Annotated in this window: 27 protein-coding genes and 1 pseudogene; 20 read left to right on the top strand and 8 right to left on the bottom strand. The window is 66.0% G+C overall.

All coding sequences use genetic code 11. The features are described 5' to 3' along the window. The first annotated feature begins 8 nt into the window (after positions 1-8). Together purT and F3I62_RS05390 are read left to right on the top strand one after the other, a co-directional pair. Positions 9-1,190, top strand: coding sequence for a formate-dependent phosphoribosylglycinamide formyltransferase (purT, locus tag F3I62_RS05395; RefSeq protein WP_160488664.1), 1,182 nt, complete (start codon positions 9-11; stop codon positions 1,188-1,190). Continuing rightward, positions 1,190-1,939: an SGNH/GDSL hydrolase family protein gene (locus F3I62_RS05390; RefSeq protein WP_160488663.1), complete on the top strand. Its 750-nt coding sequence runs from the start codon at positions 1,190-1,192 to the stop codon at positions 1,937-1,939. The genes purT and F3I62_RS05390 overlap by 1 nt, the downstream gene beginning before the upstream one ends. On the opposite strand, the pseudogene F3I62_RS05385 reads toward F3I62_RS05390, so the two are convergent. After that, positions 1,923-2,624, bottom strand: a pseudogene (locus tag F3I62_RS05385) (CBS domain-containing protein); the annotation flags it as partial. The gene F3I62_RS05390 and the pseudogene F3I62_RS05385 overlap by 17 nt on opposite strands. Positions 2,625-2,814: 190 nt before the next feature. Continuing rightward, a complete protein-coding gene (locus F3I62_RS05380; protein WP_160488662.1) occupies positions 2,815-3,615 on the bottom strand; it encodes an inner membrane protein YpjD in 801 nt (266 codons plus the stop codon). 140 nt (positions 3,616-3,755) lie between these two features. Between F3I62_RS05380 and ffh the strand changes: the two genes are divergently transcribed. From ffh to F3I62_RS05320, 12 genes are all read left to right on the top strand, one after another. After that, positions 3,756-5,132 carry a signal recognition particle protein gene (ffh, locus tag F3I62_RS05375; protein ID WP_160082187.1) on the top strand — a complete coding sequence of 459 codons (1,377 nt, stop codon included), beginning with the start codon at positions 3,756-3,758 and terminating at the stop codon, positions 5,130-5,132. Between the two features lie 173 nt (positions 5,133-5,305). Then, positions 5,306-5,557 carry a 30S ribosomal protein S16 gene (rpsP, locus tag F3I62_RS05370; protein WP_160082185.1) on the top strand — a complete coding sequence of 84 codons (252 nt, stop codon included), beginning with the start codon at positions 5,306-5,308 and terminating at the stop codon, positions 5,555-5,557. A gap of 5 nt (positions 5,558-5,562) precedes the next feature. Next, entirely contained in the window at positions 5,563-6,096 is a 534-nt protein-coding gene (gene rimM / locus F3I62_RS05365) for a ribosome maturation factor RimM (protein WP_160488661.1), read from the top strand. Between the two features lie 29 nt (positions 6,097-6,125). Then, complete coding sequence (trmD, locus tag F3I62_RS05360; RefSeq protein ID WP_160488660.1) at positions 6,126-6,869, top strand: tRNA (guanosine(37)-N1)-methyltransferase TrmD; 744 nt, start codon at positions 6,126-6,128, stop codon at positions 6,867-6,869. A 40-nt stretch (positions 6,870-6,909) separates the two neighbouring features. After that, positions 6,910-7,260, top strand: coding sequence for a 50S ribosomal protein L19 (rplS, locus tag F3I62_RS05355; RefSeq protein WP_160488659.1), 351 nt, complete (start codon positions 6,910-6,912; stop codon positions 7,258-7,260). A gap of 143 nt (positions 7,261-7,403) precedes the next feature. Next, positions 7,404-7,829 carry an acyl-CoA thioesterase gene (locus F3I62_RS05350; protein WP_160488658.1) on the top strand — a complete coding sequence of 142 codons (426 nt, stop codon included), beginning with the start codon at positions 7,404-7,406 and terminating at the stop codon, positions 7,827-7,829. A 92-nt stretch (positions 7,830-7,921) separates the two neighbouring features. Next, positions 7,922-8,818, top strand: a complete 897-nt coding sequence (xerD, locus tag F3I62_RS05345) for a site-specific tyrosine recombinase XerD (RefSeq protein ID WP_160488657.1) — start codon at positions 7,922-7,924, stop codon at positions 8,816-8,818. A gap of 97 nt (positions 8,819-8,915) precedes the next feature. Further along, the gene (locus F3I62_RS05340) at positions 8,916-9,641 is read left to right on the top strand and encodes a DsbC family protein (protein ID WP_160488656.1); all 726 of its coding nucleotides are present in this window, start codon (positions 8,916-8,918) and stop codon (positions 9,639-9,641) included. Positions 9,642-9,749: 108 nt separating this feature from the next. Beyond that, positions 9,750-11,054: a homoserine dehydrogenase gene (locus F3I62_RS05335; protein WP_160488655.1), complete on the top strand. Its 1,305-nt coding sequence runs from the start codon at positions 9,750-9,752 to the stop codon at positions 11,052-11,054. 12 nt (positions 11,055-11,066) lie between these two features. Beyond that, the gene (gene thrC / locus F3I62_RS05330; RefSeq protein ID WP_160488654.1) at positions 11,067-12,476 is read left to right on the top strand and encodes a threonine synthase; all 1,410 of its coding nucleotides are present in this window, start codon (positions 11,067-11,069) and stop codon (positions 12,474-12,476) included. 173 nt (positions 12,477-12,649) lie between these two features. Beyond that, complete coding sequence (locus F3I62_RS05325) at positions 12,650-13,216, top strand: DJ-1/PfpI family protein (RefSeq protein WP_160488653.1); 567 nt, start codon at positions 12,650-12,652, stop codon at positions 13,214-13,216. A gap of 16 nt (positions 13,217-13,232) precedes the next feature. Beyond that, entirely contained in the window at positions 13,233-13,541 is a 309-nt protein-coding gene (locus F3I62_RS05320; RefSeq protein ID WP_160488652.1) for a ribbon-helix-helix domain-containing protein, read from the top strand. A gap of 39 nt (positions 13,542-13,580) precedes the next feature. On the opposite strand, the gene rhlB is transcribed toward F3I62_RS05320, so the two are convergent. The 5 genes from rhlB to F3I62_RS05295 form a co-directional block, all read right to left on the bottom strand. After that, positions 13,581-15,026, bottom strand: a complete 1,446-nt coding sequence (rhlB, locus tag F3I62_RS05315; RefSeq protein ID WP_372240083.1) for an ATP-dependent RNA helicase RhlB — start codon at positions 15,024-15,026, stop codon at positions 13,581-13,583. 98 nt (positions 15,027-15,124) lie between these two features. Beyond that, positions 15,125-16,285, bottom strand: a complete 1,161-nt coding sequence (locus tag F3I62_RS05310; protein WP_160488650.1) for a dipeptidase — start codon at positions 16,283-16,285, stop codon at positions 15,125-15,127. A 210-nt stretch (positions 16,286-16,495) separates the two neighbouring features. Further along, positions 16,496-17,434 carry a GGDEF domain-containing protein gene (locus F3I62_RS05305; RefSeq protein WP_160488649.1) on the bottom strand — a complete coding sequence of 313 codons (939 nt, stop codon included), beginning with the start codon at positions 17,432-17,434 and terminating at the stop codon, positions 16,496-16,498. Between the two features lie 189 nt (positions 17,435-17,623). Then, complete coding sequence (locus tag F3I62_RS05300) at positions 17,624-19,525, bottom strand: acyl-CoA synthetase (RefSeq protein WP_160488648.1); 1,902 nt, start codon at positions 19,523-19,525, stop codon at positions 17,624-17,626. A gap of 30 nt (positions 19,526-19,555) precedes the next feature. Beyond that, positions 19,556-20,215, bottom strand: coding sequence for an alpha/beta hydrolase (locus F3I62_RS05295; RefSeq protein WP_160488647.1), 660 nt, complete (start codon positions 20,213-20,215; stop codon positions 19,556-19,558). 391 nt (positions 20,216-20,606) lie between these two features. Here F3I62_RS05295 and F3I62_RS05290 point away from each other — a divergent pair, with 391 nt between their 5' ends. The 4 genes from F3I62_RS05290 to F3I62_RS05275 all read left to right on the top strand — a co-directional run bounded on the left by F3I62_RS05290 (position 20,607) and on the right by F3I62_RS05275 (position 24,793). Beyond that, positions 20,607-21,635, top strand: coding sequence for an amino acid ABC transporter substrate-binding protein (locus tag F3I62_RS05290; protein WP_160488646.1), 1,029 nt, complete (start codon positions 20,607-20,609; stop codon positions 21,633-21,635). A 95-nt stretch (positions 21,636-21,730) separates the two neighbouring features. Next, positions 21,731-22,915 carry an amino acid ABC transporter permease gene (locus F3I62_RS05285; RefSeq protein WP_160488645.1) on the top strand — a complete coding sequence of 395 codons (1,185 nt, stop codon included), beginning with the start codon at positions 21,731-21,733 and terminating at the stop codon, positions 22,913-22,915. A 9-nt stretch (positions 22,916-22,924) separates the two neighbouring features. Further along, on the top strand, positions 22,925-24,022 hold the full coding sequence (locus F3I62_RS05280; protein WP_160488644.1) for an amino acid ABC transporter permease: 1,098 nt from the start codon (positions 22,925-22,927) through the stop codon (positions 24,020-24,022). 9 nt (positions 24,023-24,031) lie between these two features. Next, on the top strand, positions 24,032-24,793 hold the full coding sequence (locus F3I62_RS05275; RefSeq protein ID WP_160488643.1) for an amino acid ABC transporter ATP-binding protein: 762 nt from the start codon (positions 24,032-24,034) through the stop codon (positions 24,791-24,793). A gap of 107 nt (positions 24,794-24,900) precedes the next feature. On the opposite strand, the gene F3I62_RS05270 is transcribed toward F3I62_RS05275, so the two are convergent. Further along, the gene (locus tag F3I62_RS05270; protein WP_160488642.1) at positions 24,901-25,875 is read right to left on the bottom strand and encodes a GlxA family transcriptional regulator; all 975 of its coding nucleotides are present in this window, start codon (positions 25,873-25,875) and stop codon (positions 24,901-24,903) included. A gap of 118 nt (positions 25,876-25,993) precedes the next feature. Here F3I62_RS05270 and F3I62_RS05265 point away from each other — a divergent pair, with 118 nt between their 5' ends. Both F3I62_RS05265 and F3I62_RS05260 read left to right on the top strand, forming a co-directional pair. After that, the gene (locus tag F3I62_RS05265) at positions 25,994-26,473 is read left to right on the top strand and encodes a nuclear transport factor 2 family protein (protein WP_160488641.1); all 480 of its coding nucleotides are present in this window, start codon (positions 25,994-25,996) and stop codon (positions 26,471-26,473) included. Between the two features lie 124 nt (positions 26,474-26,597). Further along, complete coding sequence (locus F3I62_RS05260) at positions 26,598-26,891, top strand: GIY-YIG nuclease family protein (protein WP_160488640.1); 294 nt, start codon at positions 26,598-26,600, stop codon at positions 26,889-26,891. Positions 26,892-26,933: the final 42 nt, after the last annotated feature.

The raw sequence follows: 26,933 nt of genomic DNA, 5'->3' as shown, positions 1-26,933 counted from the left end.
ACTCTTGCATGCCCCGTATCGGTACTCCGCTGTCGCCGACGGCCACCCGCGTTCTGCTCTGTGGCTCCGGCGAGCTGGGCAAGGAAGTGGTCATCGAGCTGCAGCGCCTGGGCTGCGAAGTGATCGCCGTCGACCGCTATGCCAATGCCCCGGCCATGCAGGTGGCCCATCGCAGCCACGTCATCAGCATGCTCGACGGCGCCGCCCTGCGCGCGGTGATCGAGCTGGAGCAGCCGCACTACATCGTGCCGGAGATCGAGGCGATCGCCACCGACACCCTGGTCGAGCTGGAAGCCGAAGGCTTCACCGTGATCCCCAGTGCGCGCGCGGCCAGGCTGACCATGAACCGCGAAGGCATTCGTCGCCTGGCCGCCGAGGAGCTGGGGCTGCCGACTTCGCCCTATGTCTTTGCCGACTCGCTGGAGGAATGTCGCGCGGCGACCGAGAAGCTGGGCTTTCCCTGCCTGATCAAACCGATCATGAGTTCTTCCGGCAAGGGCCAGTCGGTGCTGAAGAGCGCCGCCGATCTGCAGGCCGCCTGGGATTACGCCCAAGAGGGCGGGCGCGCCGGCAAGGGCCGGGTGATAGTCGAGGGCTTCATCGACTTCGACTACGAGATCGCCTTGCTCACCGTGCGCCATGCCGGCGGCACCACCTTCTGTGCCCCGGTGGGCCATCGTCAGGTCAAGGGTGATTACCAGGAGTCCTGGCAGCCGCAGCCGATGAGCGCCAAGGCGCGGGCCGAGGCCGAGCGCATCGCCCTGGCGGTCACCGAATCGCTGGGCGGGCGCGGCCTGTTCGGCGTGGAGCTGTTCGTCAAGGGTGATCAGGTGTGGTTCTGCGAAATCTCCCCGCGCCCGCACGACACCGGCCTGGTCACCCTGATTTCCCAGGATCTGTCCGAATTCGCCCTGCATGCGCGGGCCATTCTCGGCCTGCCGATCCCGGCGATTCGCCAGTTCGGCCCGTCCGCCTCGGCGGTGATCCTGGTCGAAGGCGAGTCGCAGCAGGTCACCTTCGGCAATCTCGGTGCCGCCCTGGCCGAGGCGGATACCGCCCTGCGCCTGTTCGGCAAGCCGCAAGTCAGCGGCCAGCGGCGCATGGGCGTGGCCCTGGCGCGCGATGAAAGCCTCGAGGCGGCGCGGGCCAAGGCGACGCGCGCGGCCCAGGCGGTCAGCGTCGAGCTGTGATGCAGCTGCGCGCTGCCGGCTGGTGGGGCCTGGCCCTGCTGTTGTTACCGGTGGCCTTGCCGCAGGCGCTGTGGGCCCGGCGCACGGCCTTGCGCCTGCCGCCGGCGGCGGGCGCCCAGCAGGGCCTGGCCGGTGGCGATTACACCGGTGCGCCGCTGCGTCTGGTGCTGCTCGGCGAGTCCACCGTGGCCGGAGTCGGCGTCGACTCCCAGGAGGCGGCCCTGGCCGGGCAACTGGCTGCCGCCCTGGCTGCGCGGCTGCGGCGCCCGGTGGCCTGGCGGGCGTGCGGCGAGAACGGCATCACCACCGATCAGGCCTGTGCCCGGCTGCTGCCGCAGGCCCTGGCCGAGCCGGCGGACCTCGCCGTGCTGGTGTTCGGGGTCAACGACACCACCCATCTGCGGACCTTGCACGGCTGGGATGCTGCCCTGCGTAGCCTGTCCGCTGCATTGGCCGCGCGCGGCGTGCCGGTGGCCTTTACCGGGGTGCCGCCGATCGAGCATTTCAGCGCCTTGCCCTGGCTGTTGCGCCGGCTGCTGGGGTGGCGGGCGACGCTGCTCGACCGCCGGCTGCGGCGGGTCTGTACCGAGGTGGCGGCCGGCTATCACCGGCTGGAGCTGGAGTTTGCCGCGGACTACCTGGCGGCTGATGGCTATCACCCGTCGGCGCTGGGTTATCGGCTGTGGGGCGAGGGGCTGGCGGCCAGCCTGAGCGTTGCCGTGCCGACGCTGGCTAGCGCGAACGCCTGAACGGCGCCTGCCACAGGCGCACGCTGGTCACCCGGCTCTCGCTGGACTCGAGGATTTCCAGGCGGTAGGGGCCTATTTTCAGGCACACCGGGCTGTCCGGGATGGTTTCCAGGGCTTCGGTGATCAGGCCGTTGAGGGTCTTCGGGCCGTCGCTGGGCAGGCGCCAGCCGAGGGACTTGTTGATCTCGCGGATATTGGCGGTGCCTTCGATGATCTGCGTGCCGTCGGCCTGCGGATGGATCTCCGGGTTGCTTTCGCCTTCTTCGTGGCTGAAGTCGCCGACTATCTCGTCGAGCAGGTCTTCCAGGGTGACGATGCCGAGGACGTCGCCGTATTCGTCGACCACCAGGCCCAAGCGGCGCTTTTCCTTCTGGAAGTTGATCAGCTGGGTGGCCAGTGGGGTGCTTTCCGGCACGAAGTAGGGCTGCTGGCAGCACTCCAGCAGGCTGGCGTGGGTCAGCTGGCCCTGGGTCAGCAGGCTGGCCAGGCGGCGCATGTGCACGATGCCTTCGACCTGGTTGATGTCGCCGCGAAACACCGGCAGGCGGGTGTGCGGGGTGCGGCGCAGCTGTTCGGTGATCTGCCCCAGGTCGTCGTCGAGGTCGATGCCGACGACCTCGCTGCGCGGGATCAGGATGTCGTCGACCGTGACCTTTTCCAGTTCGAGCAGTTCGAGCAGGGTGCTCTGGCGCTGCTGGCGGGCCTCCTGCAGTGAGGGTGCGCGCGTGGTCCGCCGGCGCTCGCGGCGGCGGGCCACGTCGGTACCGTTGCCGGCGCGGCGGAAATCGATTTCGCCCCGCAGCAGACAGGCCGCGGCGCTCAGCAGGAGCAGAGCGCCGAGCCACCATTGCCAGGAGTCGAGGTTCACGGCAGGCCTAGATATGCAGGATGAATTCGCGGACCAGCTTGCTGCCGAAGTAGGCCAGCATCAGCAGGCAGAAGCCGGCCAGGGTCCAGCGGATCGCCTTGTGCCCGCGCCAGCCGAGCTGATAGCGGCCCCACAGCAGCACGGCGAAGACCACCCAGGCGAAGCAGGAGAGCAGGGTCTTGTGCGCCAGGTGCTGGGCGAACAGGTTGTCGACGAACAACCAGCCGGACAGCAGCGACAGCGAGAGCAGGCCCCAGCCGGCCCAGAGGAAGCCGAACAGCAGGCTTTCCATGGTCTGCAGCGGCGGGAAGTTCTTGATCAGCCCGGACGGGTGCTTGTGCTTGAGTTGGTGGTCCTGCAGCAGCAGGAGCAGGGCCTGGAACACCGCCATGGTCAGCAGGCCGTAGGCCAGGATCGACAGCAGGATATGGGCGAGGATGCCCGGCGCCGCGTTGATCGGGTTGAGTGTGCCGGCCGGCAGGAACTGCGCCAGCAGCACGGTCAGGCAGCCCAGCGGCAACAGCACCAGCAGCAGGTTCTCCACCGGGATGCGCAGGCAGGCCAGCAGGGTCAGCAGGATCACCGCGTAGGCGATCAGGCTGGCCGCATTGAAGAAGTCGAGGGTCAGCCCTGGCGTGGCATGCAGCTGGGCGAACAGGCTGGCGCCGTGGAGCAGCAGGGCGAGCGTGACGAGCAGGGCGAGCAGGCGCCGGTTCGGCGTTTCGCGTTTGGCCAGGCGCAGACCCTGGTAGGCGGTGGCGCCGGCATACAGCGCGGCGGCAGCGAGGCTGGGCAGCAGAGGGTACATAAGTCCTTGTAAGGCGGGCCCTAAAGATCGTGAGTGTGGCATACAAGAAGCGTTCCCCGAAAGACCGCTGGCGGTGTCGGCGGCTCGGACACTTGGTTATACTCCGCGACCTGCCGCAAGACCCGCTGAAAGGAACGCGCATGTTCGAAAACCTTACCGACCGCCTGTCACAGACGCTGCGCCATGTCACCGGCAAGGCCAAGCTGAGCGAAGACAACATCAAGGACACCCTGCGCGAAGTGCGCATGGCCCTGCTCGAGGCCGATGTCGCGTTGCCGGTGGTCAAGGACTTCGTCAACAAGGTCAAGGAGCGCGCGGTCGGCACCGAGGTGTCGAAGAGCCTGACCCCGGGCCAGGCCTTCGTGAAGATCGTCCGCGCCGAACTGGAAGAGCTGATGGGCGCGGCCAACGAGGATCTCAGCCTCGCCGTCACCCCGCCCGCCGTGGTGTTGATGGCCGGCCTGCAGGGCGCCGGCAAGACCACCACCGCCGGCAAGCTGGCGCGCTTCCTCAAGGAGCGCAAGAAGAAGACGGTGATGCTGGTCTCGGCCGACGTCTACCGTCCGGCGGCGATCAAGCAGCTGGAAACCCTGGCCGGCGACATCGGCGTGACCTTCTTCCCCTCCGACAGCAGCCAGCAGCCGGTGGCCATCGCTCAGGCGGCGATTGCCGAGGCCAAGCTCAAGTTCATCGACGTGGTCATCGTCGACACCGCCGGCCGCCTGGCCATCGACGCCGAGATGATGGCCGAGATCCAGGCCGTGCACGCGGCCAGCAAGCCGGCCGAGACCCTGTTCGTGGTCGACGCCATGACCGGCCAGGACGCCGCCAACACGGCCAAGGCCTTCGGCGACGCGCTGCCGCTGACCGGGGTGATCCTGACCAAGGTCGACGGCGATGCCCGTGGCGGTGCCGCGCTGTCCGTGCGCCACATCACCGGCAAGCCGATCAAGTTCCTCGGCATGGGCGAGAAGAGCGACGCCCTCGAACCCTTCCACCCGGATCGCATCGCCTCGCGCATCCTCGGCATGGGCGACGTGCTCAGCCTGATCGAGCAGGCCGAGCAGACCCTCGACCGCGAGAAGGCCGAGAAGCTCACCAAGAAGCTGAAGAAGGGCAAGGGCTTCGACCTCGAAGACTTCCGCGACCAGCTGCAGCAGATGAAGAACATGGGCGGCCTCGGCGGCCTGATGGACAAGCTGCCGTCCATCGGTGGGGTCAACCTGTCGCAGATGAGCGGCGCCCAGGGCGCGGCCGAGAAGCAGTTCAAGCAGATGGATGCGATCATCTGCTCCATGACCCCGGCCGAGCGCCGCGATCCGGACATCATCAGTGGCTCGCGCAAGCGCCGCATCGCCCTCGGCTCCGGCACCCAGGTGCAGGATGTCGGGCGGCTGATCAAGCAGCACAAGCAGATGCAGAAGATGATGAAGAAATTCACCGCCAAGGGTGGCATGGCCAAGATGATGCGTGGTCTTGGCGGGATGATGCCCGGCGGTGGTATGCCGAAGCTCTGAGTTCGCCGCTGCGCACGCCGCCCTGGCTGGTCTGCAGGGCAGTACCGACCGGCGGGACCAAAAAGAGATTTGCAAACGGCCGCATAATCCTTAGAATATGCGGCCTTTCGGGCCTAGGCCCTCAAAGTGTGCCTTTAAGTTTTGCAAGCACCGACTACAGGAACGATGTTCACATGGTAACCATCCGTCTTGCCCGTGGCGGCTCCAAGAAGCGCCCCTTCTACCACCTGACCGTGACCAACAGCCGCAATGCGCGCGATGGTCGTTTCGTTGAGCGCGTGGGTTTCTTCAACCCGATCGCCACCGGTGGTGAAGTGAAGCTTTCTGTTAATCAGGAGCGCGTCACTTACTGGCTGAGCCAAGGCGCCCAGCCGTCTGAGCGTGTTGCTCAGCTGCTCAAGGACGCTGCCAAGGCCGCTGCCTGAGTACTATGACCACGACGCCGACCGCCGAGGACCTGATCGTCCTCGGCAAGATCACTTCGGTGCACGGCGTACGTGGCGAGGTGAAGATTTATTCCTTCACCGATCCGATTGACAACCTGCTCGACTACTCGCAGTGGACGCTCAAGCGCGACGGCGAAGTCAAACAGGTTGAGTTGGTCAGCGGGCGCTTGCAAGGCAAGGTCCTGGTGGCAAAGCTCAAAGGCCTCGATGACCGCGAAGTGGCACGTACCTTCGCGGGCTTCGACATTTGTGTGCCGCGTGCTTTGCTGCCGGATCTGGCTGAAGACGAGTTCTACTGGTACCAGCTCGAAGGTCTCAAGGTCATCGATCAACTCGGGCAACTGCTCGGCAAGATCGATCATCTGCTGGAGACCGGCGCCAACGATGTGATGGTGGTCAAGCCCTGTGCGGGCAGTTTGGATGATCGCGAGCGCCTGCTGCCCTATACGGCGCAGTGCGTACTCAAGGTGGATCTGGCGGCCGGCGAAATGCAGGTCGACTGGGATGCCGATTTCTGAGCTGTCAGGCTCTTGTGTGAGCGAGTGCCATGCGCGTTGAAGTCATCAGCATCTTCCCGGAGATGTTTGCCGCCATCAGCCAGTACGGCATTACCAGTCGTGCGGTGAAGCAGGGTCTGTTGCAGTTGAACTGCCACTACCTGCGCGATTTCACCGATGACCGGCACCAGACCGTGGACGATCGCCCCTTCGGTGGCGGCCCCGGCATGGTGATGAAGATCAAGCCTCTGGAAGGCGCCCTGGCTGCGGCCAAGGCATCGGCCGGGGCGCAGGCGAAGGTGATCTACCTGTCACCGCAAGGCCGCCAGCTTAATCAGCCGGCAGTGCGTGAGCTGGCCGGCGAAGAGGCGTTGATCCTGATCGCCGGTCGCTACGAAGGTATCGACGAGCGCTTCATCGAAGAGCATGTCGATGAGGAATGGTCGATCGGTGACTATGTACTCTCCGGTGGCGAGCTGCCGGCGATGGTCCTGATCGATGCGGTGACGCGCTTGCTGCCCGGTGCATTGGGCCATGCAGACTCGGCCGAGGAGGACTCGTTCAGCGACGGCCTGCTCGACTGCCCGCACTACACCCGCCCGGAGGTGTATGCGGGAAAACGTGTTCCTGACGTGTTGCTTAGTGGCAACCACGAACACATCCGGCGCTGGCGTTTGCAGCAGTCCCTTGGTCGGACCTGGGAACGCCGTGCCGATCTTCTGGATAGCCGCTCGCTTTCTGGAGAAGAAAAAAAGCTGCTGGAGGAATACATCCGCCAGCGGGACGATAGTTAACGTATCGATGACAGACCGTGGTTTGTCTTAGGAGCACAGCATGACCAACAAAATCATTCAGCAGCTCGAAGCTGAGCAGATGACCAAAGAAATCCCGGCCTTTGCCCCGGGCGACACCATTGTCGTTCAGGTGAAAGTGAAGGAAGGCGACCGTTCCCGTCTGCAGGCTTTCGAAGGCGTGGTTATCGCCAAGCGCAACCGTGGTCTGAACAGCGCCTTCACCGTGCGCAAGATCTCCAACGGTGTTGGCGTAGAGCGTACCTTCCAGACCTATAGCCCGCTGGTCGACAGCCTGGCCGTCAAGCGTCGCGGTGACGTGCGCAAAGCCAAGCTGTACTACCTCCGCGACCTGTCCGGCAAGGCAGCCCGCATCAAGGAAAAACTGTCCTGATCGGACGGTTCTCCTGCACGAAAGAAGCAGCCCGAGGGCTGCTTTTTTCTTGCCCGCAATTTCCCGATCCGGCGTGAATATGGCCAGCTGCTGGCCCGGTCCGCGGCGGCGGGCGCCACGGAATGTCATCAGGTAGTAGTGGCATGAGCCCCAGAGAACAAGAGATCCAGCGCCGTACCGAGCTGTCGATAACCAGCGTGACCAAGGCGGTGTTCCCGCCCACCACCAACCACCACAACACCCTGTTCGGCGGCACGGCGCTGGCCTGGATGGATGAAGTGTCGTTCATCGCCGCCACGCGTTTCTGCCGTCTGCCGCTGGTGACCGTGTCCAGCGACCGCATCGACTTCAAGCACGCGATTCCCGCCGGCTCCATCGTCGAGCTGGTCGGCCGGGTGATCAAGGTCGGCACTACCAGCCTCAAGGTCGAGGTGAACCTCTACGTGGAAAGCATGTACAGCGATGGGCGCGAGAAGGCGGTCAGCGGCGTGTTCAGCTTTGTCGCCGTGGGCGAGGGCAAGAAGCCGATTCCAGTGTTGCCGAGCTTTGCCGAGAGCCCTGCCACCTAGCCCGGATGGCGCGGGCCGCCAGATTCCGGCACTGGTGACCGGCGGCTCGGCTATGGAACACTAGCCGCCCTGTTATTCGCGAAGTCCTGTGCATGCCGATTCTCGACCACCCGCTGATCGACCGCTTCCTCGATGCCCTGTGGCTGGAAAAGGGCCTGTCGGCGCACACCCGCGATGCCTACCGCAGTGACCTCGGGCATTTCCACGCCTGGCTGCAGGCGCGTGGCCTGGAGCTGCCGGGGGCCGGGCGCGAAATCATCCTCGACCACCTGGCCTGGCGCCTGGCCGAAGGCTACAAGGCGCGCTCCACGGCGCGCTTTCTCTCCGGCCTGCGCGGCTTCTACCGTTACCTGCTGCGCGAAGGTCTGATCGCCGAGGACCCGACCCTGCAGGTCGACCTGCCGCAGCTCGGCCGGCCGTTGCCCAAGTCGCTGTCCGAGGCGGATGTCGAGGCGCTGCTGGCGGCGCCGGAGCTGGATGACCCGCTCGGCCTGCGCGACCGGGCCATGCTCGAGGTGCTGTATGCCTGCGGCCTGCGGGTGACTGAGCTGGTGTCCTTGACCCTGGAGCAGGTCAATCTGCGTCAGGGCGTGCTACGCGTGTTCGGCAAGGGCAGCAAGGAGCGCCTGGTGCCGATGGGCGAGGAGGCGATTGCCTGGATCGAGCGCTATGTGCGCGAGGCGCGCCCCCTGTTGCTGGGCGGCAAGCCGAGCGATGTGCTGTTCCCCAGCCTGCGCGGCGAGCAGATGACCCGGCAGACCTTCTGGCACCGGATCAAGCTGCAGGCGCGGGTGGCCGCGATCGCCAAGCCGCTGTCGCCGCACACCCTGCGCCATGCCTTCGCTACCCACCTGCTCAACCATGGCGCCGATCTGCGCGTGGTGCAGATGCTGCTCGGCCATAGCGACCTGTCGACCACGCAGATCTATACCCATATCGCCAAGGCGCGGCTGCAGGAGCTGCATGCCCGCCACCATCCGCGCGGTTAGTCGCCTGCTTGTCGGCGGGCTTGCTCCGCCTGGCGTCTGCGGTCGGCTCGTCAGACCTTCTGTGGTAGGCTTTAACGATTATCGACAGGAGTGACCCATGCTTATTTCCCGCTTTCTCGCCGGTGCGGCACTGGGCCTTGCCGCGGCCGTTGCCCAGGCCGCAGATCCCGACCAGGCCATTCGCGAGACCTTCAGCAAGCTGCAGCCGGATCTGCCGATCGAGGCGATTGCCGAAAGCCCCATGCCCGGCCTGTATCAGGTGCATCTGAAGGGCGGGCGCCTGCTCTACGCTAGCGCCGACGGCCAGTTCCTCCTGCAGGGCAGCCTGTACCAGTTCCGCAACGGCAATGCGGTGAACCTCACGGCCATGGCCGAGAGCAAGGGCATCGCCAAGCTGATCAACGCGATTCCACGTTCCGAGATGGTGATCTTCCCGGCCAAGCCGGCGCAAACCCATATCACCGTGTTTACCGACACCGACTGCGGTTACTGCCAGAAGCTGCACAGCGAGGTGCCGGAGCTGAACCGGCGCGGCGTCGAAGTGCGCTACGTTGCCTTCCCGCGCCAGGGGCCGGGCTCCCACGGCTACAACAGCCTGGTCAGCGTGTGGTGTGCCGAGGACCGCCAGGAGGCCATGAACAAGGCCAAGATGCGCGAGCAACTGCCGGCCGCCAGCTGCGAAAATCCGGTGCTCAAGCAGTACGAGCTGGGCCAGATGATCGGCGTGAACGGTACGCCGGCCATCGTTCTGGCCAACGGCCAGCTGATCCCGGGCTACAAGCCGGCCCCCGAGCTGGCCAAGATCGCCCTGGAGGCCAAGTAATCCGGGCCTGCTAGTTGATTGACTAATAGGGAGCCGCTAATGTGCGGCTCTTTTATGCGGCCGGGGCTTGCTCCGGCCGTTTTACGCAGTGCAGATGGGGAAAACAGAGTGAAACCGGTCAAAGTAGGCATCTGTGGGCTGGGTACCGTCGGTGGCGGCACCTTCAATGTGCTTCAACGCAACGCCGAGGAGATTGCCCGCCGTGCCGGGCGCGGAATCGAAGTCGCGCAGATCGCCGCACGTCGCCCCAACCCGAAATGCATGACCGGTGCGACCCACATCACCGCCGATATTTTCGACGTGGCCAACAACCCCGAGATCGACGTGGTGGTCGAGCTGATCGGCGGCTACACCCTGGCCCGTGAACTGGTGCTCAAGGCCATCGAGAACGGCAAGCATGTGGTCACCGCGAACAAGGCGCTGATCGCCGTGCACGGCAACGAAATCTTCGCCAAGGCCCGCGAGAAGGGCGTCATCGTCGCCTTCGAAGCGGCCGTGGCCGGCGGCATCCCGGTGATCAAGGCGATCCGCGAAGGCCTGGCCGGCAACCGCATCAACTGGCTGGCCGGCATCATCAACGGCACCGGCAACTTCATCCTCACCGAGATGCGCGAGAAAGGCCGGGCCTTCTCCGACGTGCTGCAAGAGGCCCAGGCCCTCGGCTACGCCGAAGCCGACCCGACCTTCGACGTCGAAGGCATCGATGCCGCGCACAAGCTGACCATCCTCGCCTCCATCGCTTTCGGCATCCCGCTGCAGTTCGACAAGGCCTACACCGAGGGCATCAGCCAGCTCACCAGCGCCGACGTCAACTACGCCGAGGCCCTGGGCTACCGCATCAAGCACCTCGGCGTGGCGCGGCGTACCGATGCAGGCTTCGAGCTGCGCGTGCACCCAACGCTGATTCCGGCCGATCGCCTGATCGCCAACGTCAACGGCGTGATGAACGCGGTGATGGTCAATGGCGACGCGGCCGGCAGCACCCTGTTCTACGGCGCCGGCGCCGGCATGGAGCCGACCGCCTCCTCGGTGGTCGCCGACCTGGTCGACGTGGTTCGCGCGATGACCAGCGACCCGGAAAACCGCGTGCCGCACCTGGCCTTCCAGCCGGACTCGCTGTCCGACCACCCGATCCTGCCGATCGAGGAGTGCGAGAGCGCCTACTACTTGCGCATCCAGGCCAAGGATCATCCGGGCGTGCTGGCCCAGGTGGCGAGCATCCTCTCGGCGCGCGGCATCAATATCGAATCGATCATGCAGAAGGAAGCCGAGGAACACGACGGCCTGGTGCCGATGATTCTGGTCACCCACCGGGTGGTCGAGTCCCGCGTCAACGACGCCATCGCCGCGCTGGAAGCGCTGAGCGACGTGGTCGGCAGCGTGGTGCGTATCCGCGTCGAACAACTGGTCTGAGGTAAGAACACCATGCGTTATATCAGCACCCGCGGCCAGGCCCCGGTTCTCAACTTCGAAGACGTGCTGCTGGCTGGTCTGGCCAGTGATGGCGGCCTCTACGTCCCGGAAAACCTGCCGCGCTTCACCCAGGAGGAGATCGCTTCCTGGGCCGGCCTGCCGTATTACGAGCTGGCCTTCCGGGTGATGCGCCCGTTCGTCGCCGGCAGCATTCCGGACGCCGACTTCAAGCGGATCCTCGAAGACACCTATGGGGTTTTCGCTCATAACGCCGTGGCGCCGCTGCGCCAGCTGAACGGCAACGAGTGGGTGCTGGAGCTGTTCCACGGCCCGACCCTGGCGTTCAAGGACTTCGCCCTGCAGCTGCTCGGCCGCCTGCTCGACTACGTGCTGGCCAAGCGCAACGAGCGCGTGGTGATCATGGGCGCCACCAGCGGCGACACCGGCTCGGCGGCGATCGAGGGCTGCAAGGCTTGCGATAACGTCGACATCTTCATCATGCACCCGCACAACCGCGTGTCCGAGGTGCAGCGCCGGCAGATGACCACCATCTTCGGCGACAACATCCACAACATCGCCATCGAAGGCAACTTCGACGACTGCCAGGAAATGGTCAAGGCCAGCTTCGCCGACCAGAGCTTCCTCAAGGGCACCCGCCTGGTCGCGGTCAACTCGATCAACTGGGCGCGGATCATGGCCCAGATCGTCTACTACTTCCACGCCGCCCTGCAGCTCGGCGGGCCGGCCCGTTCCGTGGCGTTCTCGGTGCCGACCGGCAACTTCGGCGACATCTTCGCCGGCTACCTGGCGCGCAACATGGGCCTGCCGATCAGCCAGCTGATCGTCGCCACCAACCGCAACGACATCCTGCACCGCTTCATGAGCGGCAACCAGTATGTGAAGGACACCCTGCACCCGACCCTGTCGCCGTCCATGGACATCATGGTTTCGTCGAACTTCGAGCGCCTGCTGTTCGACCTGCACGGGCGCAACGGCGCGGCCATCGCCGGGCTGATGGACCGCTTTAAGCAGGGCGGCGGCTTCAGCGTCGAGGAAGATCGCTGGACCGAGGCCCGGCGCCTGTTCGACTCGCTGGCGGTGAACGACGAGGAAACCTGCGAGACCATCGCCGAGGTGTACCGTGAGTGCGGCGAGCTGCTCGATCCGCACACCGCCATCGGCGTGCGCGCGGCCCGCGAATGCCGCCGCAGTCTGGCCATCCCCATGGTGACCCTGGGCACCGCGCATCCGGTCAAGTTCCCGGAAGCGGTGGAGAAGGCCGGCATCGGCCAGGCTCCGGCCCTGCCGCCGCACCTGGCCGACCTGTTCCAGCGCGACGAGCGCTGCACCGTGCTGGCCAACGACCTGAAGACCGTGCAGCAGTTCGTCGCTGCCCACGGCAACCGCGGCAAGCCGCTGTAAGGTCGCTGCTGCAGATAAAAAAGCCCCGCCCAGTGCGGGGCTTTTTCATGTTGCGCTGTCCAAGCGCCAACCTCTCCCACAAAAGCTTCGCCTGTAGTACCCCGCTGTTACCCGGCGCGGCCGCTCCAGGCGCAGACTGCAAGGGTCAACTCAACCGAAGCGGAGGCCCTGCCATGACTGCCAAGAACATCCTTATGCTGGTCGGCGATTACGTCGAAGACTACGAGACCATGGTGCCGTTCCAGGCCCTGCAGATGGTCGGCCATAGCGTGCATGCGGTGTGCCCCGGCAAGCAGGCCGGCGACAGCGTGCGCACCGCCATCCATGACTTCGAGGGCGACCAGACCTACAGCGAAAAGCCGGGGCACAACTTCGCCCTCAACTTCGGCTTCGACCAGGTGCGCGTCGAGGCTTACCATGCCCTGGTGATCCCCGGTGGCCGCGCGCCCGAGTACCTGCGCCTGAACCCGCAGGTGATCGCCCTGGTGCAGGCCTTCGCCGCCGCCAGCAAGCCGATTGCCGCGGTCTGTCACGGTGCCCAGCTGCTGGCTGCCGCCGGCGTGCTCAAGGGCCGTTCGTGCAGCGCCTACCCGGCCTGCGCGCCGGAGGTGCGCCTGGCCGGCGGCGAGTATGTGGAAGTGCCGATGGACGGCGTGCATGTCGACGGCAACCTGGTCACCGCGCCTGCCTGGCCGGCCCATCCGGCCTGGCTGGCGGCGTTTCTCAAGGTTCTTGGCTGATAAGAGGGAAAGCGCGATGTGCGAACTCTATGTAAAGGCCGACCCGATCCTCTACGAGTCGCGCTCGCGTTCCCTGCGCATTCGCGGGGTGGTCACCACCCTGCGTCTGGAAAACCAGTTCTGGGAGCTGCTGCGCGAGATCGCCGAGGTCGACGGCATGAGCACCAACCAGCTGATCAGCAAGCTGTATGACGAGGTCATGGAGTACCGCGGCGAAGTGGTCAATTTCGCCTCGTTCCTGCGCGTCAGCTGCACCCGCTACCTGGCGCAGCGGCCGCAGCACAGCGCCGAGGTGCTCAGCCTGGTACAGAACCGCCAGCCATGAAAAAGCCCGCTTGATGCGGGCTTTTTTACGGGCTGTCGATCAGTGCCTGTGCGGCACCGGCTTGAGCAGCTCGTCCGGCGGCATCTCGCAGTTGATCTTGCGACCCAGCAGTTCCTCGATCGGCGGCAGGGCGTAGGCGTCGTCTTCGCTGGCGAAGCTGATCGAGACGCCGCTGGCGCCGGCCCGGCCGGTGCGGCCGATGCGGTGCACGTAGTCGTCCGGCACTTCCGGCAGGGTGAAGTTGATCACGTGGCTGATGCCGTCGACATGGATGCCGCGGCCGGCCACGTCGGTGGCGACCATCACGCGGATCTTGCCTTCGCGGAAGCCTTCCAGGGTCTTGATCCGCTTGTGCTGCGGCACGTCGCCGGACATCTGCGCGGCGCTGACGCCATCGCGGATCAGCTTCTCTTCGATGCGCCGCACTTCGTCGCGGCGGTTGGCGAAGACCATCACCCGTTCCCAGTTGTTCTGGGTCACCAGGTTGTACAGCAGGCGGTACTTGTCCTTGCTCGACACGGCGTAGACATGCTGTTCGACGGTGTCGCTGGCGACGTTCTCCGGCTCGATCTCGACGATGGCCGGGTCGACCGTCCACTGCCGGGCCAGGTTCATCACGTCCTCGGTGAAGGTGGCGGAGAACAGCAGGGTCTGCCGTTCGCCCTTCATCGGGGTCTGGCGGATGATCTGCCGCACCTGCGGGATGAAGCCCATGTCGAGCATGCGGTCGGCTTCGTCGAGAACCATCACCTCGACCATGTCCAGGTGCACTTCGCCGCGCTGGTTGAAGTCCAGCAGGCGGCCGGGGGTGGCCACCAGGATGTCGCAGTAGCGCGACTCCAGCTGCTTGAGCTGCTTGTCGAAGTCCATGCCGCCGACGAACTGCATGACGTTGAGCCCGGTGTACTTGGTCAGGTCGGCGGCGTCCTTGGCGATCTGCACCACCAGCTCGCGAGTCGGCGCGATGATCAGCGCGCGCGGCTCGCCCATGTAGCGCTCTTTCGGCGGCGGCGTCTGCAGCAGCTGGGTGATGGTCGAGACCAGGAACGCGGCGGTCTTGCCGGTACCGGTCTGGGCGCGGCCGATGGCGTCCTTGCCCTTGAGGGTGTGGCCGAGGACCTGGGCCTGGATCGGCGTGCAGTAGGGGAAACCGAGATCGTGGATCGCGTGCATCAGCTCCGGGGCCAGGCGGAAGTCGTGGAAACGGGTCTTGCCTTCCTGCGGCTCGACCGCGAAGTCTTCCAGCTTCCAGGTGTCCACCGGCTTGGCCTGGCGCTCGCGGCGCGGCTTGCTGGGGCGTGGTTTGTGCGTATCCGCGGCGGCAGGGCCGGCCGTCTGCGCGCTGGCGGCGGGGGCCGGCGGCGTCGGTTGCTGGCGTGTTTCGCTCTGCGGAGCGAGGGATGAAGCGGGTGAGCTGGGAGAGGTGCTGCGCACGGGCTGCTCGGCTTCGCCCTTGCTGAAGATTTTCTTGAGTGCTTTGAGCACGGCCATCTCGTATTGGTTAAGGAGTGAACGGGGGCCAGTGTAAAGCAAGAAGCCCCCGTGGCGAAGTGCCGCGGGGGCTTCCTGGCGGGGATGGCGGGTTATTCCGGCAGGTTCGCGAGCAGCAGGCGCTGCACGTTGCCGCCCATGATCCGGGCGATGTCGGCCTGGCTGAAGCCGGCGCGCAGCAGGCCTTCGGTGATCTGCGCCAGGCCGGTGGTGTCGAACGGCGTGTGCACCGTGCCGTCGAAGTCCGAGCCCAGGGCGACATGCTCGACCCCGACCTTGTCGGCGGTATAGCGGATGGCGCGGACAATGGCTCCAACCGAGGTTTCGCAGACGGCGGCATCCCAGTAGCCGATGCCGATCAGCCCGCCGTTGGCGGCGATGCGCTGCAGGTGCTCGTCACTGAGATTGCGCGGGCCCTTGCAGGTGCCGGCAACCCCGGTGTGGGAGACCAGTACCGGGCGCTTGGCGATGGCCAGCACGTCGTCGATCAGCGGCTGGGAAGCGTGGGCCAGGTCGACCAGCATGCTCTTCTGCTCCAGGCGGGCGATCACCTGGCGGCCGAACGGGGTCAGGCCGCCTTTTTCCAGGCCGTGGGCCGAGCCGCCGACCTCGTTGTCGAAGAAGTGGGTCAGGCCGGCGATGCGAAAGCCGGCGTCATACAGGCGGTCGACGTTCTCCAGCTTGCCTTCCAGCGGGTGCAGGCCTTCGGTGGCGAGCAGGGCGGCGAGGTGCTGCGGGTCTTGCTTCCAGGTTTCGAGGAAGGCCTGCAGGTCGCCGCGGCTGCGGATCAGCAGCAGCCGGCCCTGGCTGTCGGCGGCCGCCTGCTGCAGCTTCTGGCCCTGGTAGAGGGCGCGTTCGAGCAGGCTGCTCCAGGTCGCCCGCGGCCAGCGCTGGGCCATGGCCAGCAGGGTGATGTTGTCGCTGTCGCTGCCGTTGCTCTGGTAGTTGAGGCCGCGTGGGGTCTTGGTCACGGTGGCGAATACCTGCAGGCCGACGTGCCCTTCGAGCAGGCGCGGCAGGTCGGCGTGGCCATAGCTGTGGCGTTCCAGGATATCGCGCTGCCAGAGCAGGGCATCGTCATGCAGGTCGGCGACGAACAGGCTCTGATGCAGCTGGGTGGCCGGTTCGCTGGCCGGGTAGGGCGCGGGTGTGGCCACGCTGTTCATCTTGCGGTCGAGCAGGCTGGGCAGGCTGAAGAACACACCGACACCGATCACGGCGACAGCGAGCAGAGCGAGGGGGAGCTTGCGCATAGAGGGGCCATCCGGGCGTTATTGTTATCAATCGAACTCTAACAGAGCGAGTGAGGACTTCGAGCGGGTTGATAGTGCGAATGGCGGCGAGCGAGCCTGGTCGAGGCGAGAAGCCTGGAGCGCAGACGCCGCAGTGAGCGTTGGTTCATGAGGACGGCGAGCACCAGGCCCCGCGCCATCGGCCTGGTGCAGCCGCTGCCTGCGCACTGTTCAGCCGCAGAGGCAGTTGCGGCCCTGCAGCTTGGCCTGGTACAGCGCGCTGTCGGCCCGCGCGATCAGGCTCTCCAGGCTGTCCTTCGGGCGCATCGGGGCCAGGCCGATGGATACGGTGACCCCGGGCAGGATGCCGACCGGCGAGTAGAAGGAGTCGATCTGCTGCAGGCTCTGGCGCAGGCGCTCGCCGATGCTGCGGGCCTCCTCCAGGTCGATTTCCGGCAGCAGGATGACGAATTCCTCGCCGCCGTAGCGGACCATGCTGTCCTTCGGACGCAGCTGGTTGCGCAGGGTGTGGGCCACCAGGCACAGCGCGTAGTCGCCGGCCAGGTGGCCGTGCTGGTCGTTGTAGGCCTTGAAGTGGTCGACATCGAGCATGAGCATGCCCATGGGCTGGCCGTTGAAGGCGCAGCGGGTGCTCTCGCGCTCGTAGACATGCTCCAGCCAGCGCCGGTTGAAGCAGCCGGTGAGGGTGTCGATGTTGGCGTTCTGTTCGCTGTCGAGGATGATCCGGTTGCCCTGGCGCACCCGCTCGCAGAGCAGCTCCAGCAGGTTCTGCATCAGTTGCGGCGACTGCTGGAACAGGTTGACCAGCGCTTCGCGGTGCAGGCGCAGGGCCAGAGACGGGACCGTGGCCACCACATAGGCGGAGGGGTGGTCGTTGTCGATGAAGCTGATTTCCCCGGCGCATTCCCCGGCGCTCAGGGTGCTCACCGCCTGATTGTCGAGGGAGCCGAGGTAGACCTTCAGCTCGCCTTCGAGCAGCAGGTACAGGTACTGGTTGCGGTTGAACGGCGAGAGCAGGATCTCGCCGGCCTCCAGCTCGCAGGCGCGAAAATCCCGCAGCAGCTGTTCGAGGCCACTGGCGGCGACGTTCTGGAACAATCGCACCTGTCGGAGTTGCAGCAGGTCGGGCTGCCAGCGCGCGGTCTTCATAACCGGCCTGCTAGCGTCCAAGCGCTGCGGAAATTGGTCTGGGCATCGCCAACGCTTCCTATCGTTTATACGAACACCAGCGTCGAACATATGACTGCGCCGCGCCAGACACAATCCCGCCGGGCCGAGTTGGCGACCAGCGGTTGTGCGGCTGACGGGCAGGCGTCAGGCCCGGGGCTTGCGGCCCGTTCAGGCCTCGTCGTGCAGCTGGTAGCGCACGGCAAAGCCGGACAGGCGCCGGGCGATGGCCTCTTGCCGCGCGGCATCGAGCCCGGCGCCGTGGATATGGGCGAGCTGGCCGAGGCGATCATCGCTGAGCACTTCGACCCGCAGGGCGCCGTCTAGGTCGGCCAGGGCGGCCTGGTAGACCCGACGAATGGCATCGAAGCGCAGGGCCGGCTTGAAGGTCTTGCCGACCGGGGTGAGCGGAATGGCGTCGATGATCCACACATCCTTGGGCACCGCCGCGCGTTCCGGGATGTGCGCGGCGGCGTGCGCGAGCAGTTCGCTTTCGCTGGCGTGCTGCCCGGGCTTGAGCTGGATGTACACCACCGGCAGCTCGCCGGCTTTGGCATCCGGCTTGCCGACCGCCGCGGCCAGGGCCACGGCCGGGTGCTTGTGCAGGGCTTCCTCGATCATCTGCGGGTCGATGTTGTGCCCGCCGCGGATGATCAGGTCCTTGCTGCGCCCGGTCAGCCAGACATAGCCGTCGGCGTCCAGGCGGCCGAGGTCGCCGGTGTTGAACCAGTTGCCGTCGACCCAGATGCCGGCATTCTTGCTGGCCTGCAGGTAGCCCTTGAACACGGTGGCACCACGGATGCACAGGTTGCCGATCTCGTTCTGCGCGGCCTCGCGCAGGTAGTTGCCCTGCTCGTCGAGCACCTTGATCGCCACCTCGCAGTAGGGCATGCGCAGGCCGATGGAGCCGGGCCGGCGCTCGCCGCCGATGGGGTTGGCGCAGCTGCCGCAGGTGCCTTCGGTGAGGCCGTAGCCTTCGAGCAGGGTCAGCCCGGTCTTGGCCTCGAACTGGCGGATCAGCTCCACCGGCATCGGCGCCGCGCCGCACAGCGCATAACGCAGGCTGGACAGGTCGCGGCCCGCGCTGGGCACCTGCAGCAGGCCGGCGTAGATGGTCGGCACGCCGCTGAAGAAGCTGACCTTGTGGCGCTCGATGATGCTCCAGAAGTCCTGCATCAGCGCGCTGTTGCGGTAACCCTGCGGCGTGGCCAGGAAGACCTCGGCGCCGCTGATGAAGGCGGTCAGGCCGGTGACGATGACGCCGTTGACATGGAACAGCGGCAGCCCGCACAGCGCCACGTCGCCGGGGCCGAAGCGGGTGACCATGGCCATGCTGTAGGCCATCGCCACCTCGTTGCGGTGGCTGTGCGGCGCCAGTTTCGGCGTGCCGGTGGTGCCGCCGGTGTGGAAGTAGCTGGCGGTGTCGTCGGGCTGGATCTGCCGGGGGCTTTCCAGGTGGTCGGCCGGGCAACTGGCGATCAGCTCGTCGAAGTCCAGCACGCCGGCCGGCAGCGGCCCGCGCTGGGCCTTGACGGCACTGCGCTGCGGCTCGGGCAGCAGGTTGGCCATGTCCACGCAGAGCACCGCCTTGAGTTCCGGCAAGTGGCCGCGCAGGGCCTCGACCTTGGCCCACAGGTCGGTGCCGGGGAAGGGCGCCAGGGTCACCAGGATTTCCGAGTCGGCGGCGTGGATCAGCTCGGCGATGTGCTCGGGTTCGAGCAGCGGGTTGATCGCATTGACGATGCCGGCCGTCTCGCCACCCCAGATGGTGAAGTGGGTCTGTGGCAGGTTGGGCAGCAGGAAGGACACCGCCTTGCCCGCGCCGAGCCCGAGGCGGTGGAAGGCGTTGGCGGTCTGGGTGATCTTGCCCAGCAGCTCGCTGTAGGTCAGGCGGTAGGGCTGCTCGTCGGCGCTGCCCTGGAGGATGAAGCTCAGCGCCGGGGCCTGGGGGTGGGCGGCGGCGCTGCGGCGGATCAGCTCATAGGTGCTGGCCGGCAGGTCGCGCTCGCTCAGCGGGGTCTGCTCGATCAGTTCGATGTCGGCCAGGCTACGGATGATGGGGGCAGCGCTCATGGTCATTCCCTGTGCAGTGGGCTCAGTGGTTCAGTGGCTCAGCTGCTCGCGCAGCCAGATCGCGATATCGCGGATTTCTTCGGGTCGCACCTCGTGGCCCATCGCATAACTCAGCCACTGGCTCGGCACGCCCCGGGCCTGCAGGTGCTCGAAGGCGGCCCGGCCCAGGGCTGCTGGGACCACGTCGTCCAAACTGCCATGCAAACACAGCGCCGGCAGTTGTAGTTTTGTATCCGCCAGCTGCAAGTCAGGGGCGAAGGTCGGGGCATAGGTCGACAGCGCCAGCACGCCGCCCAGCGGGCCCTGCCAGCGCAGGTAGGCGGTGTGGTAGACCACGGCGCCACCCTGGGAGAACCCGGCCAGGAAGATCCGCGCCGGGTCGATGCCGCTGTCGCGCTGTTTTTCGATCAGCTCGATCACGCGCTGCGCCGAGGTTTCCAGCTGTTCCTGGTTGATCGCCCGGGCCGGGCTCATGGCCAGGATGTCGTACCAGCTGGGCATGAGGTAGCCGCCATTTATGGTCACCGCGCGGGTCGGTGCCTGGGGCAGGACGAAGCGGGTGCTGTGCAGGTGCTCCTGCAGGGCTTCGGCCACCGGCAGGAAGTCGTAACGGTCGGCACCCAGGCCGTGTAACCAGATGACGCAGGCGTCGGCGGTTTGTGTGGGTTCTAGGATCAGCGGTTCGCTCATGACGGGCTCCGGCGCGGTGCGCGCGCTTCATTCTGGTGCGCGGTATTTTGGCGCAGCGGGTGGATTAGTTAAGAAGATGTCGCACGGTGAAAACTTTGCCTATTGACCGGTTTTTATCACGCTTGGCGCGGGAAAGTGGTACGCACCTTGCTGTAGCTATCGGGTCTGGCGGGGCGGCGGTTGGCCACTTCGCCAGCTTAATTACCGCGTCTCAAGTCCGTATGACCTACGGCACTGGGTGGGCAGTTCGCCGGTATGGTTATCGGCAACTAGACTCACTACAGGTTCGCACCCCGGTCGATTCCGCCATGGTGGCGGGATCGAACGTGCCTCACAAGGGTACGGCGGCAGGACCGAGACTCCGATCCAATAAGAACATTTGGAGGTTTGAATGAAGATGGTGAAATCCACCCTGGCAATTTTGACCACGGCTGCGGTACTCGGCGTGAGCGGTTTCGCGCAAGCCGGCGCCACCCTGGATGCGGTGAAGAAGAAAGGCTTCGTGCAGTGCGGTATCAGCGATGGCTTGCCGGGTTTCTCCTATGCCGACGCCAAGGGCAACTACCTGGGTATCGACGTGGACGTCTGCCGTGCCGTAGCGGCCGCCGTGTTCGGCGATGCCTCCAAAGTGAAATTCAGCCCGCTGACCGCCAAGGAGCGCTTCACCGCGCTGCAGTCCGGCGAAGTGGACATCCTCTCGCGCAACAGCACCTGGACCAGTTCGCGCGATGCGGCCATGGGCCTGAACTTCACCGGCGTGACCTACTACGACGGCCAGGGCTTCCTGGTGAACAAGAAGCTCGGCGTTTCCAGCGCCAAGGAACTGGACGGCGCCACCGTGTGCATCCAGGCCGGTACCACCACCGAGCTGAACCTCGCCGACTACTTCCGCGCCAATGGCCTGAAGTACACCCCGATCACCTACGACACCTCCGACGAAAGCGCCAAGTCGCTGGAGTCCGGCCGTTGCGACGTACTCACCTCCGACCAGTCCCAGCTGTATGCCCAGCGCATCAAGCTGGCCGCGCCGGACGAATACGTGGTGCTGCCGGAAGTGATCTCCAAGGAGCCGCTCGGCCCGGCCGTGCGTCAGGGTGACGAGGAGTGGTTCGACATCGTGCGCTGGACCCTGTTCGCCCAGCTCAACGCCGAGGAACTGGGCGTGACTTCGGCCAACGTCGAGGAAACCGCCAAGACCACCAAGAACCCCGACGTTGCCCGCCTGCTGGGGGCCGAGGGTGACTTCGGCAAGGACCTGAAGCTGCCGAAGGACTGGGCCGTACAGATCGTCAAGCAAGTGGGCAACTACGCGGAAGTCTTCGATCGCAACGTCGGTGCCGGCAGCGAGCTGAAGATCGAGCGCGGTCTCAATGCCCTGTGGAACAAGGGTGGTATGCAGTACGCACCGCCGGTGCGCTGACCCACAGTGCCGGCGCCCCGGTCAGGGGCGCCGGTACTCCTGATTTCGTGATCTCCGCACCGCGGTCTAGGGGCGGAGTTTCAATGAGGGCCATCATGCAAAATCCTGCCAATCTTTCGCGCCCGCGCGGTTCGGCCTGGACCGATCCGAAGGTGCGCGCTTGGGCTTTCCAGATTCTTGCCGTCATCGCCGTCGTGGCGATCGGCTGGTACCTGTTCCACAACACCCAGAGCAACCTGCAGCAACGCGGGATCATTTCCGGCTTCGGTTTCCTCGGGCAAAGCGCCGGTTTCGGCATCTCCCAGCACCTGATCGACTACAGCGAAAGCGATACCTACGGACGGGTGTTCGTCATCGGTCTGCTCAACACCCTGCTGGTGTCGGTGGTCGGCATCTTCTTCGCCACCCTGCTGGGGTTCATCCTCGGCGTGGCGCGGCTGTCGCCGAACTGGCTGATCAGCAAGCTGGCGACCATCTACATCGAGACCTTCCGCAACATCCCGCCGCTGCTGCAGATCTTCTTCTGGTACTTCGCCGTGCTGCTGCCGCTGCCGGGGCCGAAGCAGAGCCTGAGCATCGGCGACACCTTCTTCCTCAGCAACCGCGGCCTGAACATGCCGTCGCCTAATGCGGCGGAGGGCTACTGGCCGTTCATCGTCGCGCTGGTGCTGGCGGTGGTTGCGGTCATCCTTGTGGCCCGTTGGGCGCGCCAGCGCTTCGAGGCGACCGGGCAGCCGTTCCACACGGTGTATGTGTCGCTGGCCATCCTGCTGCTGGTGCCGGGGCTGAGCGTGCTGGTATTCGGTGACCCGTTCCACTGGACGGTGCCGCAGCTGACCGGCTTCAACTTCCGTGGCGGCTGGGTGGTGATTCCCGAGCTGATGGCACTGACCCTGGCGCTGACCATCTACACCGCCGCCTTCATCGCCGAGAACGTGCGTTCCGGGATTCAGGCGGTCAGCCACGGGCAGACCGAAGCGGCGCGTTCGCTGGGCCTGCAGCCGACCGTGACCCTGCGCAAGGTGATCATTCCCCAGGCGCTGCGGGTGATCATCCCGCCGCTGACCAGCCAATACCTCAACCTGGCGAAGAACTCCTCGCTGGCCGCCGGCATCGGCTACCCGGACATGGTCTCGCTGTTCGCCGGCACGGTGCTCAACCAGACCGGCCAGGCCATCGAGGCGATTGCCATCACCATGAGCGTGTACTTGGCCATCAGCATCAGCATTTCCATGCTGATGAACTGGTACAACAAGCGCATCGCGCTGATCGAGCGGTAAGGAGCAGCCATGCAGACCCATACCTTCAAACCCGATCTGCCGCCGCCCGCGATGAGCGTGGGTGTGCTCGGCTGGTTGCGCAGCAACCTGTTCTCCAACTGGTTCAATACCCTGCTGACCCTGCTGGCCGCCTACCTGGTCTGGCTGATCATCCCGCCGCTGCTGCAGTGGGCCTTCATCGAGGCCGACTGGAGCGGCACCAGCCGCACCGACTGCACCAGCGAGGGCGCCTGCTGGGTGTTCATCAAGGAGCGCTTCAGCCAGTTCATGTACGGTTTCTATCCGGAAGAACTGCGCTGGCGCGTCGACCTGACCCTGTGGCTGGCGGTGATCGGCGCGGCGCCGCTGTTCGTGCCGATGATGCCGCGCAAGGCGATCTACGGCGCGGTGTTCCTGCTGGTCTACCCGCTGCTGGCCTTCTGGCTGCTGTACGGCGGCTTCTTCGGCCTCGGCATGGTGGAAACCAGCCAGTGGGGCGGCCTGATGCTGACCCTGGTGATCGCCGCGATCGGCATCAGCGGCGCGCTGCCGCTGGGCATCCTGCTGGCACTGGGGCGGCGTTCGGACATGCCGGCGATCCGCGTGATCTGCGTGACCTTCATCGAGTTCTGGCGTGGCGTGCCGCTGATCACCGTGCTGTTCATGTCCTCGGTGATGCTGCCGCTGTTCCTCCCCGAAGGCATGCACTTCGACAAGCTGATGCGCGCGCTGATCGGCGTGATCCTGTTCCAGTCGGCCTATATCGCCGAGGTGGTGCGCGGCGGCCTGCAGGCCATTCCCAAGGGCCAGTACGAGGCCGCGGCGGCCATGGGCCTGGGCTACTGGCGGATGATGGGCCTGGTGATCCTGCCGCAGGCGCTGAAGCTGGTGATTCCCGGCATCGTCAACACCTTCATCGCCCTGTTCAAGGACACCAGCCTGGTGATCATCATCGGCCTGTTCGACCTGCTCAATAGCATCAAGCAAGCCACCACCGACCCGGTCTGGCTGGGCATGGCCACCGAGGGCTATGTGTTCGCGGCCCTGGTGTTCTGGATTTTCTGTTTCGGCATGTCCCGCTATTCCATGCGCCTGGAGCGCAGGCTGGACACCGGCCACAAGCGTTAGGAGTGAATCATGAGTGAAGCCATCAAACAGCCCAGCGCCGAGCCGATGATCCTGCTGCAGGGCGTGAACAAGTGGTACGGCCAGTTCCACGTGCTCAAGGACATCAACCTCAGCGTGCAGCCGGGCGAGCGCATCGTCCTGTGCGGTCCGTCCGGCTCCGGCAAGTCGACCACCATCCGCTGCATCAACCGCCTGGAAGAACACCAGCAGGGACGCATCGTGGTCGACGGCACCGAGCTGACCCACGACCTCAAGCAGATCGAGGCGGTGCGTCGCGAGGTGGGCATGGTGTTCCAGCACTTCAACCTGTTCCCGCACCTGACCGTGCTGCAGAACTGCACCCTGGCGCCGATGTGGGTGCGCAAGATGCCCAAGCGCCAGGCCGAGGAGATCGCCATGCACTTCCTCGAGCGCGTGCGCATCCCCGAGCAGGCCAACAAGTTCCCCGGCCAGCTCTCCGGCGGCCAGCAGCAGCGCGTGGCCATCGCCCGGGCGCTGTGCATGAAGCCGAAGATCATGCTGTTCGACGAGCCGACTTCGGCCCTCGATCCGGAAATGGTCAAGGAAGTGCTGGATACCATGGTCAGCCTGGCCGAGGACGGCATGACCATGCTCTGCGTGACCCACGAAATGGGCTTCGCCCGCACCGTGGCGAACCGGGTGATCTTCATGGACAAGGGTGAGATCGTCGAACAGGGCGAGCCGAACAGCTTCTTCACCAACCCGCAGAACGAACGGACCAAGCTGTTCCTCAGCCAGATCCTGCACTGAGGTTCACGGCAAAACGAAAAGGGAGCCTGCGGGCTCCCTTTTTCTTGCGCGGGGGCTTTGTGTAGGCACCGATGCCCGTGCGCTGACCGTGGTGCGCACGGCGCACCCTACGCGAGATCGGGAGCGCCTGCCTCCGGCTGCTGCAGGCGCTTGCGAAAGGCGCCGGGGGTCTCGCCGCAGAGCTGCTTGAACAGCTTGGCGAAGGTGGCGCGATCGGCGTAACCGACCTGGGCGGCGACCTGCTCCAGCGAGCGCGCCGGGTGGCGCAGGGCGCTCTGCGCGGCGCCGATGCGCAGGCGCTGCAGGTAGTCGTTGGGCGTCAGCCCGGTGGCGGCCTTGAAGCGGCGCAGCAGGGTGCGGGTCGAGCAGTTGGCCTGTTGCGCCAGGCGTTGCAGGTCGATGGCCTGCGCGTGGTGTTGCTGCAGCCAGCGCAGCAGCGGGGCGATCAAGCCGTCCTCCAGCAGCGGCTCCGGCAGCAGCGGGACAAAGCGCGACTGGCGGCCGCGGCCGCGGTCGAACACCAGCGCGCCGGCCACCCGCTCGGCCAGCCAGTCGCCGCCGTGCCAGGCGATCAGGTGCAGGCACAGATCCAGCCCGGCCTGGGCGCCGCCGGAGCAGAAGCGGTTGCCGTCCTCGGTGAACAGTTCGTCGGCCTGTAGGTTTACCCGCGGGAAGCGCTGGCGAAAGCCGCCGGCCAGCGACCAGTGGGTAGTGGCGCGGCGGCCGTCGAGCACCCCGGCGGCGGCCAGCAGGCAGGCGCTGCTGCACAGGCTGGCCAGCTGCTGGCTGGCCGGACGCGCGGCCAGCCAGGCGAGCAGCTCGGGGTTGCCGCTCAGGGTGCGCTCGATGGCGCTGCCGGTGGCGGGGATCACTAGCAGGTCGGCGCCATCGGCCCGGCGCAGGTCGCCTTCCACGCGCAGCTGGGCGAAGCCGATATCGACCGGCTGGCCGTCCGCGCTGAGTCGGGTCACCTCGAACAGGCGCTCCCCGGCCAGCTGATTGGCCAGGTGAAAGGCGTCGTCGGCCATGCTCAGGCTGGACAGCACGGTCTGCGGGCAGACATACAGGGCAATGCGGATCATGGGCCGGTATCGGTTGGGATGACTGGCGATTATTGACACAAAGATGGCGTTTACGCCAATCGCCGTCGGGCGGATCGACGGCAATACTCTGTGCAGTCCATCCAGCGGAGCAGCACCCATGGCCCACCCCAACGCCGAACTGATCAGCCGTTTCTACCAGGCCTTCCAGCAGCTGGACGCCGAGGCCATGGCCGCCTGCTATGCCGAGGACGTGCAGTTCAGCGACCCGGCGTTCGGCGACCTGCGCGGCCGCGATGCCGGCGACATGTGGCGCATGCTGGCGGCGCGGGCGCAGGACTTCTCCCTGACCTTTGACAGCGTGCAGGCCGATGACCGGCAGGGCAGTGCGCGCTGGGTGGCGACCTACCTGTTCAGCAAGACCGGCCATACCGTGGTCAACCCTATCCGGGCCGACTTCCGCTTCGCAGGCGGCAAGATCGTCGAGCACCGCGACAGCTTCGACCTGTGGCGCTGGGCCCGTCAGGCGCTGGGCACCAAGGGCCTGCTGCTGGGCTGGACGCCGCTGGTGCAGGGCGCGATCCGCCAGCAGGCGATGGCCGGGTTGCGCGCCTGGCAGGCGGCCCGCGGAGTGACGTAAGCTGCCCGCCGGAAAACTGCTCCTGTGTAGGGTGCGCCGTGCGCACCAGCGACCTGTAGGTGGTTGGTGGTGCGCGCGGCGCACCCTACGCAGATTCTTGGCAGGTCCCAACGAGAAGGCATTGATGAGTGAAATCCCGACCGAGCCCGGCAAGACCTGGTCGGTTTACCTGGTGCGCGCGGAGAACGGCGCGCTGTACTGCGGCATCAGCGACGACCCGCAGCGGCGCTTCGCCCAGCACCGCAGTGGCAAGGGCGCGCGCTTCTTCCACTCCAGCCCGGCGCAGGCGCTGGTCTATGTGGAGGCCTGCACGGACAAGGGCGCGGCCCTGCGCCGCGAGCGGGCGATCAAGAGCCTGGCCAAGGTCGCCAAGGAGCGCCTGGTGCTGACGGCTACTATGGAAATAACTGATAGCTAGCTATCAGTCCCGGCGGGTAGGCTGCCGGCTGCCACGGGGTTA

Origin of the sequence: Pseudomonas sp. R-28-1W-6 (genome assembly GCF_009799925.1) — a bacterium.
Lineage (GTDB): Bacteria > Pseudomonadota > Gammaproteobacteria > Pseudomonadales > Pseudomonadaceae > Aquipseudomonas.
This window is presented reverse-complemented; position numbering and strand designations above follow the sequence as displayed.